This window comes from Rhodococcus artemisiae, from assembly GCF_036327795.1.
GTDB classification, from domain to species: domain Bacteria; phylum Actinomycetota; class Actinomycetes; order Mycobacteriales; family Mycobacteriaceae; genus Rhodococcus; species Rhodococcus artemisiae.
In genome coordinates this window covers 1-14,306 of sequence record NZ_JAUTXY010000013.1, presented here as the reverse complement: position 1 = coordinate 14,306, position 14,306 = coordinate 1, and the positions used below count along the sequence as shown (strand labels likewise).

The 14,306-nt window shown below is 62.9% G+C and carries 14 protein-coding genes and 1 pseudogene; 10 read left to right on the top strand and 5 right to left on the bottom strand.

The features are described from left to right. Nucleotides 1-19 precede the first annotated feature (19 nt). The 7 genes from Q7514_RS23300 (at nucleotide 20) to Q7514_RS23270 (ending at nucleotide 5,972) form a co-directional block, all read left to right on the top strand. Nucleotides 20-919 (top strand): MBL fold metallo-hydrolase, encoded by a 900-nt coding sequence (locus tag Q7514_RS23300; protein WP_330135638.1) that lies wholly within the window; start codon nucleotides 20-22, stop codon nucleotides 917-919. Next, nucleotides 916-1,755, top strand: coding sequence for an MBL fold metallo-hydrolase (locus Q7514_RS23295; protein ID WP_330135637.1), 840 nt, complete (start codon nucleotides 916-918; stop codon nucleotides 1,753-1,755). The genes Q7514_RS23300 and Q7514_RS23295 overlap by 4 nt, the downstream gene beginning before the upstream one ends. Before the next feature lie 277 nt (nucleotides 1,756-2,032). Then, on the top strand, nucleotides 2,033-2,914 hold the full coding sequence (locus Q7514_RS23290; protein WP_330135636.1) for an SDR family NAD(P)-dependent oxidoreductase: 882 nt from the start codon (nucleotides 2,033-2,035) through the stop codon (nucleotides 2,912-2,914). Between the two features lie 106 nt (nucleotides 2,915-3,020). Further along, nucleotides 3,021-3,173: a DUF1059 domain-containing protein gene (locus tag Q7514_RS23285; RefSeq protein WP_408016170.1), complete on the top strand. Its 153-nt coding sequence runs from the start codon at nucleotides 3,021-3,023 to the stop codon at nucleotides 3,171-3,173. Nucleotides 3,174-3,192: 19 nt separating this feature from the next. After that, nucleotides 3,193-3,426 carry a ferredoxin gene (locus Q7514_RS23280; protein ID WP_330135635.1) on the top strand — a complete coding sequence of 78 codons (234 nt, stop codon included), beginning with the start codon at nucleotides 3,193-3,195 and terminating at the stop codon, nucleotides 3,424-3,426. 37 nt (nucleotides 3,427-3,463) lie between these two features. Next, entirely contained in the window at nucleotides 3,464-4,687 is a 1,224-nt protein-coding gene (locus Q7514_RS23275) for a cytochrome P450 (protein WP_330135634.1), read from the top strand. A 55-nt stretch (nucleotides 4,688-4,742) separates the two neighbouring features. Further along, nucleotides 4,743-5,972, top strand: coding sequence for a cytochrome P450 (locus tag Q7514_RS23270; protein ID WP_330135633.1), 1,230 nt, complete (start codon nucleotides 4,743-4,745; stop codon nucleotides 5,970-5,972). Nucleotides 5,973-6,032: 60 nt separating this feature from the next. On the opposite strand, the gene Q7514_RS23265 is transcribed toward Q7514_RS23270, so the two are convergent. Both Q7514_RS23265 and Q7514_RS23260 read right to left on the bottom strand, forming a co-directional pair. After that, nucleotides 6,033-7,184: an acyl-CoA dehydrogenase family protein gene (locus Q7514_RS23265; protein WP_330135632.1), complete on the bottom strand. Its 1,152-nt coding sequence runs from the start codon at nucleotides 7,182-7,184 to the stop codon at nucleotides 6,033-6,035. 53 nt (nucleotides 7,185-7,237) lie between these two features. After that, nucleotides 7,238-8,407 carry an aromatic ring-hydroxylating oxygenase subunit alpha gene (locus tag Q7514_RS23260; protein ID WP_330135631.1) on the bottom strand — a complete coding sequence of 390 codons (1,170 nt, stop codon included), beginning with the start codon at nucleotides 8,405-8,407 and terminating at the stop codon, nucleotides 7,238-7,240. A gap of 165 nt (nucleotides 8,408-8,572) precedes the next feature. Between Q7514_RS23260 and Q7514_RS23255 the strand changes: the two genes are divergently transcribed. From Q7514_RS23255 to Q7514_RS23245, 3 genes are all read left to right on the top strand, one after another. Then, nucleotides 8,573-9,559, top strand: coding sequence for a GNAT family N-acetyltransferase (locus Q7514_RS23255; protein ID WP_330135630.1), 987 nt, complete (start codon nucleotides 8,573-8,575; stop codon nucleotides 9,557-9,559). Between the two features lie 165 nt (nucleotides 9,560-9,724). Further along, nucleotides 9,725-10,549, top strand: a complete 825-nt coding sequence (locus Q7514_RS23250; RefSeq protein WP_330135629.1) for a mycofactocin-coupled SDR family oxidoreductase — start codon at nucleotides 9,725-9,727, stop codon at nucleotides 10,547-10,549. A gap of 18 nt (nucleotides 10,550-10,567) precedes the next feature. Continuing rightward, a complete protein-coding gene (locus Q7514_RS23245; RefSeq protein ID WP_330135628.1) occupies nucleotides 10,568-12,064 on the top strand; it encodes an aldehyde dehydrogenase in 1,497 nt (498 codons plus the stop codon). A gap of 64 nt (nucleotides 12,065-12,128) precedes the next feature. On the opposite strand, the gene Q7514_RS23240 is transcribed toward Q7514_RS23245, so the two are convergent. The 3 genes and pseudogenes from Q7514_RS23240 to Q7514_RS23230 all read right to left on the bottom strand — a co-directional run. Beyond that, a complete protein-coding gene (locus tag Q7514_RS23240; protein WP_330135825.1) occupies nucleotides 12,129-12,791 on the bottom strand; it encodes a TetR family transcriptional regulator in 663 nt (220 codons plus the stop codon). 87 nt (nucleotides 12,792-12,878) lie between these two features. Beyond that, nucleotides 12,879-13,742: an alpha/beta fold hydrolase gene (locus Q7514_RS23235; protein WP_330135627.1), complete on the bottom strand. Its 864-nt coding sequence runs from the start codon at nucleotides 13,740-13,742 to the stop codon at nucleotides 12,879-12,881. A gap of 21 nt (nucleotides 13,743-13,763) precedes the next feature. Next, nucleotides 13,764-14,186 (bottom strand): annotated as a pseudogene (locus Q7514_RS23230) (SDR family NAD(P)-dependent oxidoreductase); the annotation flags it as partial. Nucleotides 14,187-14,306 lie beyond the last annotated feature (120 nt).

Below are 14,306 nucleotides of genomic sequence, written 5' to 3'. Positions count from 1 at the left end.
CGGACAAGAGGTGCACAACATGAAGACGGACGGCGCAGTTGTCGCACTCCAGTACCCGTACGAGCTCGAAGGAGGTGTGCTCAGTGCACACGCTGCCGATGACACCGGCTTCGCCACCGCTAACTGTGCGGTCGTTCTCGAACGCGACGCGGCGCTGTTGATCGACACCGGATTCACGGTCCATCGGGAACTGCTCCTCGACGATCTCTGCGATACGGTGGGTGAGGATCGAACGCTCTCCATTCTCCCGTTGCGGATGGGCGAGATGAATTCGATCTGCAACGTCCGCAGCATCGTTTCCTCCCGCCCGGTCCAGGTGCTCTACGGAAACATGGGCGATCCGGCGTCGTTGGTGGATTTCCTACCGCAGGACGTGCCGTTCGGCACCCCACCCCGTCACGGCGTGATGGCCGACCTCGATGTGGAGGTGGTGCGTCCGGGATCCGACATCGCGGTTGGTGCCTCCGGCGAGCGTGTCCTGCGGGTACTCACAGCCCCGCTGCAGTTGCTGCCGTTCAGCTGGGTCTACGACCCCGGTTCGGGAACTCTCTTCACCAGTGACGTTTTTGCTTATCGGAGACGAGAATTCGCTTCCGGACCGTGGGTGGTGTCAAATGTCTCTGATATGGCACCAGATGACGATGTGTATCGTCAGCTCACTCACTCGCGATACTGGTGGCTCGCCGGCGCCGACACCCGGGCGATCGTGGCCGACCTGACCGAGCTGTTCTCGACCCTCGATGTACGCACGATCTTCCCCGCATTCGGATGTGTGCTGCGGGGTGCCGATGTGGTGAACGCGCATGTCGAGCAACTGTTCCGCGTCCTGGGGCGGGCGAGTCGGGACGAGTCGGTCGGCGTTGCGGCCGGACGGTGGCGGAACCGACCTGTACGGACTCCTGGAGAGAACCACGTATGAAGGATTCTGTCGCCCTCCCGCGCGAGCTCGCTCCGGGACTGTTCTGGCTCGGTGCATGCAATCAGCTGAGCTACCAGGGAAAGTTACTGCATTCCTACAACTCGGTGTACGTCGTGGTCGGCGGCACCAAGTCCGTGATCGTCGAAGCAGGCCACCCCGCACGCCTGTCGGTCATCGAAGGGCAACTCGAGGAGTTGATCGCCCGCGGTGTCCCGGAACCGTCTTACGTGTTCCTCACTCATACGGAGACCCCTCACGCTTCCGGTGTCGGTCGGCTCCTGGACCGTTTTCCCGAACTCGTCGCTTGTGGCGACATCGCGGATCTGCATCTGGTCTTCCCGCAGTACGTCGATCGACTGATCTCGCTCGACCCGGGGGATGCCCTGGACCTGGGAGGCAGTGAGTTCGAGGTCGTCGAGGCGGTGTTCCGCGACCATGTCACGACCCGCTGGGGATTCGATACCGGGACATCGACGCTGTTCACGGGCGACGGATTCTCCTACAGCCACTATCACGAGGCGGGTCAGTGCGGGCATTTCGCCGAGGAGGTCGACGACATCGATCTACCCGACATGGTGTCGCTGTTTGCGGGCTTGGCGTTCAACTGGACCCTGCACGCCGATATAGAGCCGTACCTCGAACGCCTCGACGCGCAGTTGTTCGAGGAGCTGGATGTCACCCTGATCGCACCGACCCACGGCTTGCCCATCTCCGATCCGCTCGGGACCATGCCCGGTATTCGGGAAGGTCTCAGGATGGGGAGTCGGCGACATGATGTCGCGATGCTGTCGTACCGTCCGTCGGGGAATGGCTCGACTGTTGCCAAACCTATCTAGAGTAGATAAAGTGCTGTGATGTAGGACACGATGTCGGTCAAATCCTCGAACGTTGCGGCCGGTAGGCGGGTCGACGTCCTTCCTGGTTTCCCTGTGTGCATCGGCCTGGCGGGGGCATCGCGATCGCCCCGGTCTCGGTGGTCAATTTACAAAATATGATTGACGTATCACGTCTTATGTATGTAACCTCAATCACACGACAGTGAATAGCGCGGGGGAGTCTCTGTCGTCCAACATCTTCCATCCATCTGTCACGTGCTCGAGCTGAGGAGTATTCATGAGACTCGAAGGTAAAGTTGCGCTGATCACCGGTGCGGGATCCGGCCTGGGGCGCGAAGCATCGCAACTGTTCGCGTCCGAAGGCGCCAAGATCGCCGTCGTCGACATCGATCCGGAGCGTGCAAAGGGCACGGTCGAGTTGGTCGAGAAGCAGGGCGGTTCGGCGATCGCGGTCACCGCAGACGTCCGGGTCGAGCAGCAGGTCATCGACGCCGTGGCGGCGACGGTGGCAGCGTTCGGCAAGCTGGACATCGCGTGGGCGAATGCCGGCATCGTCTCGCGTGGTGGTGTTCCTTCCGTCGCAGGTGGTGAGCACGTCGAGTTCCAGGACTTCACCGATGCCGACTGGCAGGATGTCATCGGTGTGAACCTGTCGGGCGTCTTCTACACCGCGAAGGCTGCGGTGCCGGAGTTGCGGGCAAACGGGGGTGGTGTCATCCTGGCCACGTCATCCGCGGCGTCGCTCGCGGCATACCACAGCATCGCCGCGTACTCGGCAACGAAAGCCGGTGTGAACGGCATGGTTCGGGGTCTGAGCCTGGATCTGGGAAAGTACGGCATCCGGGTCAACGCGATCGCCCCGACCCACGGCATGTCCCCGAACTTCCTCGCCCCCGCAGGTACTCCGGTGGTGGGTCAATCCTACGAAGAGACGGCCGGTCCGTGGGACCCGAGCGTGTCGCCGATTCCGCTCAAGCTCAATCGCCCTCCGTCACTGAAGGATAACGCCCGTGCCGCGTTGTTCCTGGTGTCGGACGAGTCGGCATACATCTCAGGTGTCACACTGCCGACGACCGATGGCGGCACGCTGTCCCGTGTCGCGATGATGTTCCCGGAGGACGGGAACAATCCTCCGCCGATGGTGACCGGCGAAGAGTGATCCGCTCTTCGGTGAGCATCTGAGCTCTGTAGACCTCTGCTCGGTGAAGCCGGCGACGATCTGGGTGAACGGTTGTCGCCGGCTTCGTACATAGATCGGCTCGCACATGAGAATGAAGACAAGACTCAACTGCCCTTGTGGCACAGCCATCGCCGGCGCCGACGAAGACGACCTGGTCGAGAAGACTCGGTCGCACCTGACCGAGTCACACCCGGGAATGAACTACTCGCGCGACGAGATCCTCTTCATCGCGTACTGATAGAGGAAGAGTGAGAGACATGGCTACTCACGATACGAAAACCCAACACGGAACTCGCCGCCTGGTGGTGGATCGTTCGGCGTGCGCCGGTCACGGAATGTGTTACAGCCGTTCGCCGGACGTCGTCGACTGCGACGACTCCGGGTATCCGGTCATCCTCCACGACACACTCGAGATCGATGAGCACATCGCTGCGGCGACGGAGGCTGTCGCAGTGTGTCCCGAACGAGCGTTGATGCTCGAATCATCCTGATTCTCCACAAGTCGATTTGTCACGCGAGGTGGACAACATGACCGTTACCGACGAACAGCAGGCTCCCGTCGTCGACTTCGATATCTACGACCCGACTCTCGCATATCCGGTCGACAATGTGCAGGCGAGGGTCGCCGAATTGGCGGCGAAGGGGCCTGTCGTCTACTCGACCGCGTACGGTGGGCACTGGATCGTCACTCGGTACAAGGAAGCTCACGAGGTGCTCCGCAGCCCGGAGACCTTCTCGAGCTATCCGAACAATCTCGTCAACGCGGGCGACGGAAAATTCTTGCCGCTCGAACTGGATCCGCCGGAGCACACCGCCTACCGTGTGGCCCTACAACCACTGTTCTCTCCCAACCGGATGAAAGCGCTCACCGATCAGATCCGCGGAGTGGTCAACGACCTCATCGACGATTTCGCAAGTGAGGGTGAGGCGGAGTTCATCTCTGCTTTTGCGCACGAGCTACCCACGCGCGTGTTTCTGGCTTTGATGGACTGGCCGCTCGACGACGCACCTATGTTCACCGAGGCCACCGATATCGCATTGATGGGTAAGCCTGGTGCGAGTGAGGAAGAATCTGCGCAGGCACGTGCCGAAGCCGCGCAGCAGATGTTCGGGTACTTCCAGAAGATCATCGATGAACGTCGCTCCGATCCCGGTGACGATGTCACGTCGACGCTCATTCACACCGAGATCGAACTCGCCGACGGGAAACGTCTGCTCACCGACGAAGAGCTCAGCCGCATGTTCTTCCTCTTGCTCATCGCGGGTCTGCACACTGTGCAGGGTTCGCTGGCGTGGGCGATCATCCATCTGGTCAACCGCCCCGATCAGCGTTCGGCGCTCATCGAGGACGACGGACTGATTCCGAGTGCTGTCGAAGAGATCCTTCGGATCGAAGCGGCAGTTATCATGGGCCGCCGTGCATCTCGCGACGTCGAACTCGGCGGAGCGCAGATCAAGGAAGGTGACCAGCTCATTGTCATGCTCTGTTCGGCCAACCGCGATGCCGACGAATTCGACGATCCGGATACGCTCGACCTCGAGCGAACCCCCAATCGTCACCTGTCGTTCGGAGCGGGGCCACATCGGTGCCTGGGCTCGCACCTTGCACGGCTCGAACTGACGATCGCGCTCGAAGAACTGCACCGACGCATTCCCGACTACAACCTGGTCGAATCCGATCCACCTGTTCTGCACGCGTCGCAGGTCCGCGGGTGCATGCGCCTTCCGATCACGTTCACGCCGGAGTCTTGAACGCTGGATTGCCGGTTCACCGGACGCCGTCCGTCGTTCGAAAGGTGTCATCACAGTGACCATCAACGAAGTATCCGCAGATCTACTCGTCGACTTCGACGTCTATGACCCGTCCCTCGCCTCGCCGGTGGATGTCTTTCAGGAGAGGGCCGCGGAGCTTCGTGCCCGCGGCCCGATCGTCTACTCCCCGCACTACGGGGGCCACTGGATCGTCACACGCTACGACGAGATTTTCCGGATTCTGCGAGATGCCGAGACGTTCTCGAGCTATCCGAACAATCTTGTCGATGCCGGGCAAGGCAAATTCATCCCGGTCGAGATCGACCCGCCGGAGCACACGGCCTACCGACAGGCACTCCAACCGCTGTTCGGACCGGCACGTATGAAGGAACTCGAGCCGAAGATCCGCGAGATCATCAACGAACTGATCGACGGCTTCGCCCGCTCCGGTAGCTGTGAATTCGTCGCCGAGTTCGCGCATGCACTGCCGACCCGGGTGTTTCTGACCCTGATGGGGTGGCCTCTCGACGACGCCGATCGGTTCAGCGAGTGGACCGACACTGCGCTCCAAGGAATCCCGGGCGCCACCGAGGAAGAGAATGCCCGCGCCAGGGCAGACGCCGCGGCGAAGGTGTTCGAGTACTTCGGAGCGTTCGCAGAGCGAGTTCGGTCCGGGCACGAAGATCCCGACAGCGTCACCGCGCAGATCATCAACACACCGATCACGATGGACGGCGAGAAACGGCTGCTCACCGACGAAGAACTGCGCCGCATGTTCTTCCTGCTGCTCATTGCAGGGTTGCACACGGTCCAGGGCTCGCTCGGCTGGGCGATGGTGCATCTGGTGAACAATCCGACGCAACGCCAGGCGCTCGTCGACGACGCACGCCTCGTACCGGAGGCCGTCGAGGAGATCCTTCGCATCGAGGCTGCGGTGAGCATGGGGCGACGCGCCACCCGTGACGTCGAGATCGCCGGGGTGAACATCAAGGCCGACGACCAACTCTTGCTCCTGCTGTGCTCGGCCAACCGCGATGATTCCGAGTTCGACGATCCCGACGCGTTCGTGGTCGATCGCGGGTCGAACCGTCACCTGTCGTTCGGCGCCGGCCCGCACCGCTGCCTCGGATCCCACCTTGCCCGCATCGAATTGAGGCTGGCGATGGATGAGATCCACCGGAGAATTCCGGATTATGCACTGGTCGAGAACGATCCGCCGATCATGCACGGCACGTCGGTGCGCGGCTGTGTCCGGTTGCCCTTGGTATTCACACCGGAATCCTGAGCTGAGACAAGTAGGGGACCCGATCGCAGGATCGGGCCCCCTACTTCTGGTTTCGGTGGCTCACGCCTTCATGAGATCGCGATGGATGATTTCCTTCATGATCTCGTTGGTGCCGCCGTAGATGCGTTGGATGCGGGCGTCGATGAAGGCCTTCGCGACCGGGTACTCCATCATGTAGCCGTAGCCACCGTGGAACTGGACGCCGGCGTCGATCACCTTGCCCTGTAGTTCAGTGGCCCACAATTTGGCTTTCGATGCGTCGATCGCTGTTAGTGCGCCCTGGTTGTACTCGCGCACGCACCGGTCGATGTAGGCGCGCGAGACCTCCACTGCGGTCTGCAGTTCCGCGAGAGCGAAGCCCATTCCCTGGAATTCGCCGATGCGCTTGCCGAACGCGGTGCGTTCCTTGACGTACTCGAGCGTCCAGGTCATGACAGCCTCGGCCGATGTCTGCGCGGCGATGCCGATGCCGAGCCGTTCGAGCGGCAGGCTCTGCATAAGGTATCCGAAGCCCTGACCGAGTTCCCCGAGCAGGTTCTCCTTCGGGACGCGCACGTTCTCGAAGAAGAGTTCGGCGGTGTCCTGGGCATGCAGGCCGACCTTGTCGAGCTTGCGACCACGGGTGAAGCCTGCCGTGCCTTCCTCGACGACGAACAGTGAGAAGCCACGCGATCCGGCGTCGGGGTCCGTCTTCGCGAAGACGATGACGAGGTCGGCGAGGATGCCGCTGGTGATGAATGTCTTGGATCCGTTGATGATCCAGTGGTCTCCGTCTTGCACCGCGCTCGTGGTGATTCCCCGCAGGTCGCTACCGGCAGCGGGTTCGCTCATGGCGATCGCACCGATCGTCTCCCCGGTGACGAATCCGGGCAGCCAACGCCTCTTCTGTTCGTCTGTGGCGTGGCGGAGCAGGTAGTTGAGGACGATGTCGTCGTTGGTGGAGAAGCCCGACTGCAGTGCCGACGCGCCCACTCGCGCGATTTCGGCCTGGATGATGACGCGGAACCGGTAGTCGAGTTCGCCTGCACCGCCGTACTCCTCGGGAACGCTGAGTCCGAGGATTCCCTGTTTGCCTGCAGCGAGCCATGTTTCGCGGTCGATGAGCCGGTCGGCGTCCCACTTTTCGAGGTTCGGGACGACGTGTTTGTCGACGAAGCCTCGCACGGAGTCGCGGAACAGTTCGTGGTCCTTCTCGAAGAGATCGCTCTCCATGTAAGCCTCCTGAGGCGGGGCTCCGGTGGGCGCCCCGCTGCAATGTTCGGGTGTCAGTTCTTGTTGACGAGTTTCTGGATTTCGCGGCGGAAGACCTGGTTCGCGACTTCGTTGCGGCCCAAGAGCATGTTGCCGGCGCTCGCACTGTCCATAGCGATCTGCGACCCGCGCAGAATCGGGAAGTCCTCGTTCTGGAGGACTGCCACCAGGATCTCGGTGTTCTTGTCCCAGATTCGGTTGTATCGTTCCTCCGCGAGACCACTGTCCTCGAGAGTGGGTGCAACCAGCCGGATCTCCATGTGGCAGCGCTGCGGATCGCTCCGGTGGGGACGAAAGGTGAGCAGCTGGAAATGATCGGGCTGCTTGAGCAACGTGCTGTTGGGGCCCACCAGGTGGCTTTCGGTCACGTGATCGGCGAGGCTGCGATCGCCGGGATCCTCCTCGATCCACCGATCGATGGTCTTGCGGAGATTCAGGAACCGGCAGTGGTGTCCGAAGTCCTCGAAGGCCATCACGTTGGTGTGGATGTGCTTCGCGGCGGTGTTCGGGTGTGCGTACTGGATGTGGTATCCGTCGAGGAAGGCATCCTGCATGAGCTTCCAGTTGATGGGCTCGTCGAAGCGTTGAATGCGTGTGGTCACCATCTTGTCCATGCCGTAGGACCCCATGATCGAGTCCATGTCGGGGCCGAGCCAGTCGGCGACATCGATGGTGGCGTCCGCGTCGTCGATGACCCAGACGAATCCGTGCCGCTCCTCGGTGGGGAGTTGCACGAGGTTGCGCTCGGAACGGTCGGCTTCGCCGAACGTGTTGTCGCGCGTGATGGTACGCAGCGTGCCGTCGGTGTCGTATGACCAGCGGTGGTACGGGCACGAGAACAGGCGGCAGCGGCCCTTCTCCTCGCTCTCGACCATTGCGCCGCGGTGACGGCACTGGTTCACGAGGGTTTTCACGCTGCCGTCGCGCTGCCGGACGATGATGACGTTGTTCCGCGGCAGTTGGAGGGTGACGAAATCACCGGCCTTGGGGATCTCGGAGCCGTGGATGACGATCGAGGGAACCCGGCCGAAGATGCGATCGCGTTCGCGCTTGGCGATCTCCGGATCGGTGAACTCGACGGGTTCGAACCACGTGACGTGCTCGAACTCGTCGGTGGTGTCGTTGCGCAGGTGGTCGAGTGCGCGGCGAATGCGTTCCTCGGTGGGAACTCCGACCTCTGTCATGGCGGCCCTCCAGGCTGTGGGTTCGGACGATGATGCTAAATCTAACTCAAGTAGGTTTAAGTGTAAACCCCAGGGAGCGTTGCCCGAGGTGCTTCGGTCATTGCGGTCACATACCGATCGCAATTAGATTTATTGAAACGAACCGGCAGATGAGGAGCGGGCAGAATGATCTCGTATCAGTGGTGTTCAGAGCTGGAACCCGGCGATCGGGACGAGGTGCTGGCGCTCGTTGGCGCGGCCGCCGAGTACGACGAAGAGGCGGGGTTCTCTCGCGTACATCCGGGTGATGTGACATCGACCGACCGTGACGGGGTGCGCGTTCTCCACCTGCCGATCAAGGCGCGGAGAGACCTGAGTGCGCGCGAGGATGCGCCCCTGGTGGTTGTGGCATATCTCCACCTGCAGGTCGACAGCGAAGGGCTGGGTACGGCGCAGTTCGTCGTCCACCCCGACTATCGATCGCGTGGCATTGCGACGACGCTCGTCGAAGAGATCGGCGTGGATACGACCGCGGAGGGGGGCTGGGAGGGCACCGGCGCGGTGGCTCTGCGTTCCTGGGCGTACAGCACGCACCCGGCATCCGAACGGCTGACGCGACGATTCGGGATTTCGGCGGTGAGCAGGTTGTGGACACTCTTCCGTCACCTGTCGGGCCCGTTCGCAGCCCCGCTCGACGAGGTGTCGTTGCCAGAGGGAGTCACTCTCGGCGACGCACGACCGCTCGGTGATCCGACAGTGTCGAAGGTGATCGACGAGGTGCTGGACGCAGCGTCGCTCGTGCCTGCGCAACGTGAGCGTCTCGCCGACGAGTTCCGCCTCGGGGCGGGCAGGGTGGTTGCCGCTGGTGATTCGGCCGGATCGAATGTGGGATTCGTCTGGTTCGATCCGGCAGTGTTCACACACCTCGAACTGGATGCGGCGTCGGTCAAGGCGCTCGTGCTCAGTGGGGCCGCTCGCGGCGCCGGTGTGGGAACCGCATTGTTGGTGAGGGCGCTCGAGGCGCTGCGCGACGAGGGCGCCCAGATCGCCTTGATTCGCATCGATCCGGACGACGAGGGCGCGGTGCGGATGTGCCGGTTGATGGCGTTCGAGCAGGAGGAAGAGCACTCCTGTTACCAGGTCGGCGAGTGGTACGAGGTGCCCAGCTTCTGACGGAACAGAGCGAGACACTCGACAGATTCTGTTCGGCGTTGACCTAATGGCTGTAGGCGACTACGGTATGTGCTGTAGCTCACAGGGTGGGCGGATCGTCTGTCCGGCGTTCGGCCGGCCGTGTGGCTGTAATTCGAAAAATGCACCCGAAGAAGGGGATTCGCTATGGGTAGGCTCGACGGAAAAGTTGCTTTCATCACGGGTGCTGCACGCGGCCAGGGCCGGTCTCACGCCATCCGGCTCGCAGAAGAAGGTGCATCCATCATCGCGATGGATATCTGCGACCAGATCCCCACCGTGTTCTACCCGATGGCGACCAGCGACGATCTGGCAGAGACCGAACGGCTCGTCAAGGAAATCGGTGGCTCCATTGTCACCTCCGTCGGCGACGTCCGGAACCTCGACGACGTTCAGGCGGCGTACGACGCAGGTACGGCACAGTTCGGCAAGGTCGACATCGTGCTGCCGAACGCCGGCATCATGCCGGTCATCGAGCCCGGCGATCAGCGACAGGCATGGCACGACGCCATCGATGTGATGCTCACCGGCGTGTGGCACACACTCGAGGTGACCGTCCCCGACCTGGTCGAGCGTGGCGAGGGTGGATCCATCATCATCACCAGCTCTGCGGCAGGTCTCACCAGCATCGGCCTGAACACCTTCCCCGGTCAGGCCGGCTACTCCGCGGCCAAGCACGGGGTGGTAGGACTGATGCGCCTGTATGCGAAACAATTGGCTCCGCACAGTATTCGGGTCAACACAGTGCACCCGACCGGCGTGAACACCCCGATGGTGGCGAACGCAGAGTACGGCGAATTCATCAACACCCACCCCGAAGTCGCCGCCGACGAGTCCTACAAGAATCCGATGCCCGTCGAACTGGTGGAAGCCGTCGACATCAGCAACGCCATCGTATTCCTCGCCTCCGACGAGGCCCGCTACGTCACCGGAGTCACCTTCCCGGTCGACGCCGGCTACAACATCCGCTGAGCGAAGGAGCTTTCGAGCATGACCACTACCGAGACCGCGGCAGGCGTTCGTCCGACGATTGCCGATCGCGAACAAGTCTTCATCGGCGGCCACTGGGTCGACTCGACCGGCGATGAATGGATCGACGTCGTCGACTCGTTCAGTGAAGAGAAGGTCGCCCGCGTGCGCGCCGCGACAACCGAGGATGTTGCCAAGGCGGTTGCCGCCGCGCGTGGGTCGTTCGACAAGGGCGAGTGGGCGTCGCGCACCATGGCCGAGCGGGCCGACGTGCTCGATGCCATCGCAGATCGTCTCGAACAACGCGTGGACGAGCTGACCCCGATCGGAGTCATCGAGGTCGGCGTGCCGGTCAGTGTCAGCCGACCGACCCAGGAGATGACCGGCGGTCTGTTCCGCGCGGTTGCTGCGGTGGCCCGCGACTTCGACACACTCGAGGAACGCCCCCGTGCGGCCGGAGGTGTCTCCCGCATCGTCAAGGAACCGACCGGAGTCGTCGCCGCGATCATCCCCTGGAACGGTCCGATCGGAACGATCGCCTTCAAGGTCGCCCCGGCGCTCGCGGCCGGATGCTCCGTGATACTCAAAACTGCTCCTGAGGCGCCGGTCTCGCCGTCGGTGTTCGCCGACATCATCGCTGAACTCGTCGACGAAGGCCGAATTCCCGAGGGTGTCGTGAGCGCGCTGTGTGCCGATCGCGAGGTATCCGAGACTCTCGTGACCAACCCCGAGGTCGACCACGTGACGTTCACCGGCAGCACCGCCGCGGGACGGCGCATCATGTCGTTGGCGGGCGAGCGCATCGCACGCGTCTCGCTGGAACTCGGCGGGAAGTCCGCAGCGATCATCCTCGACGATGCAGACATCAACCATGTGGTGCAGACGCTGCCCATGGGCGGTTGCATGCAGTCGGGCCAGGCATGCATTGCACTCACGCGTGTGCTCGTCTCCCGTAAGCGCCACGACGAGGTGCTCGAGGTGCTGAAGGCGGCCTACGGGTCGCTTCCCATCGGAAACCCCTGGGAGCCGACGAACTTCCTCGGTCCGCTCGCGTCCAAGCGTCAGCAGGACCGCGTCCTCGGCTACATCGACATCGCGAAGGAGGAGGGCGCCGAAGTCGTTCTCGGCGGTGGCCGTCCGGAGGGGCTCGAGAAGGGCTTCTTCGTCGCACCGACCTTGCTGGACAACGTCGCTCCCGACTCTCGGGTCGCTCAGGAAGAGGTCTTCGGCCCGGTGATCTCGGTGATCACCTACGAAGACGAAGAGGACGCGATCGCGATCGCCAACAACTCGGTGTACGGGCTCTCGGGCGCCGTGTACACCGAGGACATCGACCACGGTTTCGAGGTGGCGCAGCGCATCCGCACCGGGACCATCAGCGTCAATACGGCCACGATGGACTTCACCCTGCCGTTCGGCGGCTACAAGCAATCGGGCCAGGGCCGGGAAGGCGGCATCGAGGGTCTCGAAGAGTTCTTCGAGATCAAGACTGTCCACATGCCGGCTCCCGCGCAGTAGCGCCGACTACGACACCCCCGCGGATCGAATCCGCGGGGGTGTCGTCGTACCTGGGGGTCAGCGTTCAGCGTGCGGACACACTCATGTCATGTGCGTCCTCGATCTCGACGTCGTCGTTGCGGACCACACCGTGGAGGAAGCTGCGGATCATCTCCTCGAACAACTGGCGGGAGGTCATCTCGTTCTCGGCCAGCGCTCGTGCCAGCAGCGGTTGCGTCTCCGGATCGACGTTCGGGAAGATGGTGTTCTTGGTACTCGGCTTGCGCATCGCTTCGGTGAGAACGGCGCCGAGGGTCAACCGCTCCATGCCATCGAGAATCTGGACGTGCAGGTGCACCGGTACACCGGACGCTTCGAGGAACCGAGCGGTGTCCTCGTAGGGCCTGCTCAGCAGGTCGCGCGGCAGATACTGGAGAAGGATCGGTGCGGCGTTGCGGTGCTTGAGGATCGAACGGCGCAGGTTCGTGCTCAGCGTCACGAAATACTCGGGCCAATCCGGGCCGGGCTTGCGACGTGGAATGGTGCCGGCGCCGGCGATCTGGCGGGCAACTGCCGCGAGGATCTCCGATTTGTCGGAGAAATGGTGGTACAGCGAGGGTGCCCGAACCCCGAGGTGCTTGGCCAGACGCGGCAAACTGAATGCATCGAGTCCCTCGGAGTCGATGATCTCGATGGATGCGGCCACGGCAGATGCGCGACTGATGAGGGGTTTCGACGGTCGGGCCATCATTTCGCTTTCGGGTTGGTGCGGGCCGCCCGACGGGTCTGCCGCGCGGCTAAACCTAAATGGTATCTGTTCTGATCACGGTTGTGGTCACCTGGTCAGGACGGCGTCGTCGAGGAACTCGACCAGGCCTCGACTCAGCACGTCGTTGTCGTCGCCGCCCACCATATGCCCCGCGCCGCCCACGTCGATGTAGCGAGCGCCCGGGATCAGTTCCAGGAGATCACGTGCACCCTCGCTACTGACGACATCGGATTGGGCACCGCGAATCAGCAGGGTGGGAATCGTGACGGCCAGCGCTGCGGCACGAGCGCGTTCCTCGCGCTCGGCGGCAGCTTCCGGTAGGTTCGTCCGGTGCGACAACATCCGCGGATCCCAGTGCCAGTACCAGCGGCCATCACGTTCGCGCAGGTTCTTACGTAAACCCTCCACCCGCGGTGGACGGCTCCGGTGTGGGTTGTATTCGATCACTGCGTCGAGTGCGTCGTGGAGGCTGTCGAATCCTGTCAGTCCCGCCTGCATGAATCCGGTGATCTTGGACAGGCCTGCGGGTTCCGCCTTCGGAGTGATGTCCACCAACACCAGAGCTCGGGCGAGATCCGGGTTGTCGCCGGCGGCGAGTAGCGATGCCATTCCGCCCATGGACGCGCCCACGAGAACGGGTGGCTCGTCGAGTCGATCGACGATGACGCGAAGGTCGCGAGCATGTGCATCGCTGCTGTAGTCGCCGTCGGCGGCCCACTCGCTGTTGCCGTGCCCGCGAGCGTCGATCGTGTAGGAACGCCACCCGTGCCTTGCGAGCCTGACTCCCGTGCGCTGCCAGGAGTGTCTCGTCTGCCCTCCGCCATGCAACAGCAGGACGGTCCCCTTCTTCTCGGACTCGGGCTCCCACACGTCGGCGACGAGGGAGACACCGTCACCGTGCAGTCGGGTGATGTTGCTGGAGTTCGTCATCGGCCGTCCTTTTCGTCGAGATCAGTGTCCGGAGGTGCCGCCGTCGACGGCGAGCGTCGACCCTGTGATATATCCGGAGGCAGGGCTCGCGAGAAACACGACGGCGGCGTCGATCTCGCGTTGCGTGGCGGTGCGGCCGAGCGAGCAGCCGCGGAGGAATTCCTCGAGCGTATCCGACGCCATCTCGGAAATCAGGTCGGTCTCGACGAAACCCGGCGCGATCGCGTTGACGCGTATGCCTTTTCGCTGTGACCACTGGTGGGACAGATCCCGGGTGAGACCGATGAGACCGGCCTTGCTCGCCGCGTAGGCGGCCTGAGGGAGGACCGACTTGACCAGCCCGAGCATGCTCGCCACGTTGACGATGCTCGAGCCCGGCTTCATGACGCGGCCGCATGCCTGTGCCGCCCAGTAGGCGCCGTGCAGGTTCACGTCCATTAAAGATGTTTCGATAATAGGGTGTGTCGCTGCACGGGATTCGCGCCGTACTACTTGATCATTGACGAATGGCAGGGAAGAAGACCGGTTCCGGCGAGGGCCCGAACACCCGGAAAGTCAAGCAAC

Coding starts and splice junctions, on each gene's coding strand:
- Q7514_RS23300 (WP_330135638.1), top strand. CDS start 20: ATGAAGACGGACGGCGCAGTTGTCGCACTCCAGTACCCGTACGAGCTC.
- Q7514_RS23295 (WP_330135637.1), top strand. CDS start 916: ATGAAGGATTCTGTCGCCCTCCCGCGCGAGCTCGCTCCGGGACTGTTC.
- Q7514_RS23290 (WP_330135636.1), top strand. CDS start 2,033: ATGAGACTCGAAGGTAAAGTTGCGCTGATCACCGGTGCGGGATCCGGC.
- Q7514_RS23285 (WP_408016170.1), top strand. CDS start 3,021: ATGAGAATGAAGACAAGACTCAACTGCCCTTGTGGCACAGCCATCGCC.
- Q7514_RS23280 (WP_330135635.1), top strand. CDS start 3,193: ATGGCTACTCACGATACGAAAACCCAACACGGAACTCGCCGCCTGGTG.
- Q7514_RS23275 (WP_330135634.1), top strand. CDS start 3,464: ATGACCGTTACCGACGAACAGCAGGCTCCCGTCGTCGACTTCGATATC.
- Q7514_RS23265 (WP_330135632.1), bottom strand. CDS start 7,184: ATGGAGAGCGATCTCTTCGAGAAGGACCACGAACTGTTCCGCGACTCC.
- Q7514_RS23260 (WP_330135631.1), bottom strand. CDS start 8,407: ATGACAGAGGTCGGAGTTCCCACCGAGGAACGCATTCGCCGCGCACTC.
- Q7514_RS23255 (WP_330135630.1), top strand. CDS start 8,573: ATGATCTCGTATCAGTGGTGTTCAGAGCTGGAACCCGGCGATCGGGAC.
- Q7514_RS23250 (WP_330135629.1), top strand. CDS start 9,725: ATGGGTAGGCTCGACGGAAAAGTTGCTTTCATCACGGGTGCTGCACGC.
- Q7514_RS23245 (WP_330135628.1), top strand. CDS start 10,568: ATGACCACTACCGAGACCGCGGCAGGCGTTCGTCCGACGATTGCCGAT.
- Q7514_RS23240 (WP_330135825.1), bottom strand. CDS start 12,791: ATGGCCCGACCGTCGAAACCCCTCATCAGTCGCGCATCTGCCGTGGCC.
- Q7514_RS23235 (WP_330135627.1), bottom strand. CDS start 13,742: ATGACGAACTCCAGCAACATCACCCGACTGCACGGTGACGGTGTCTCC.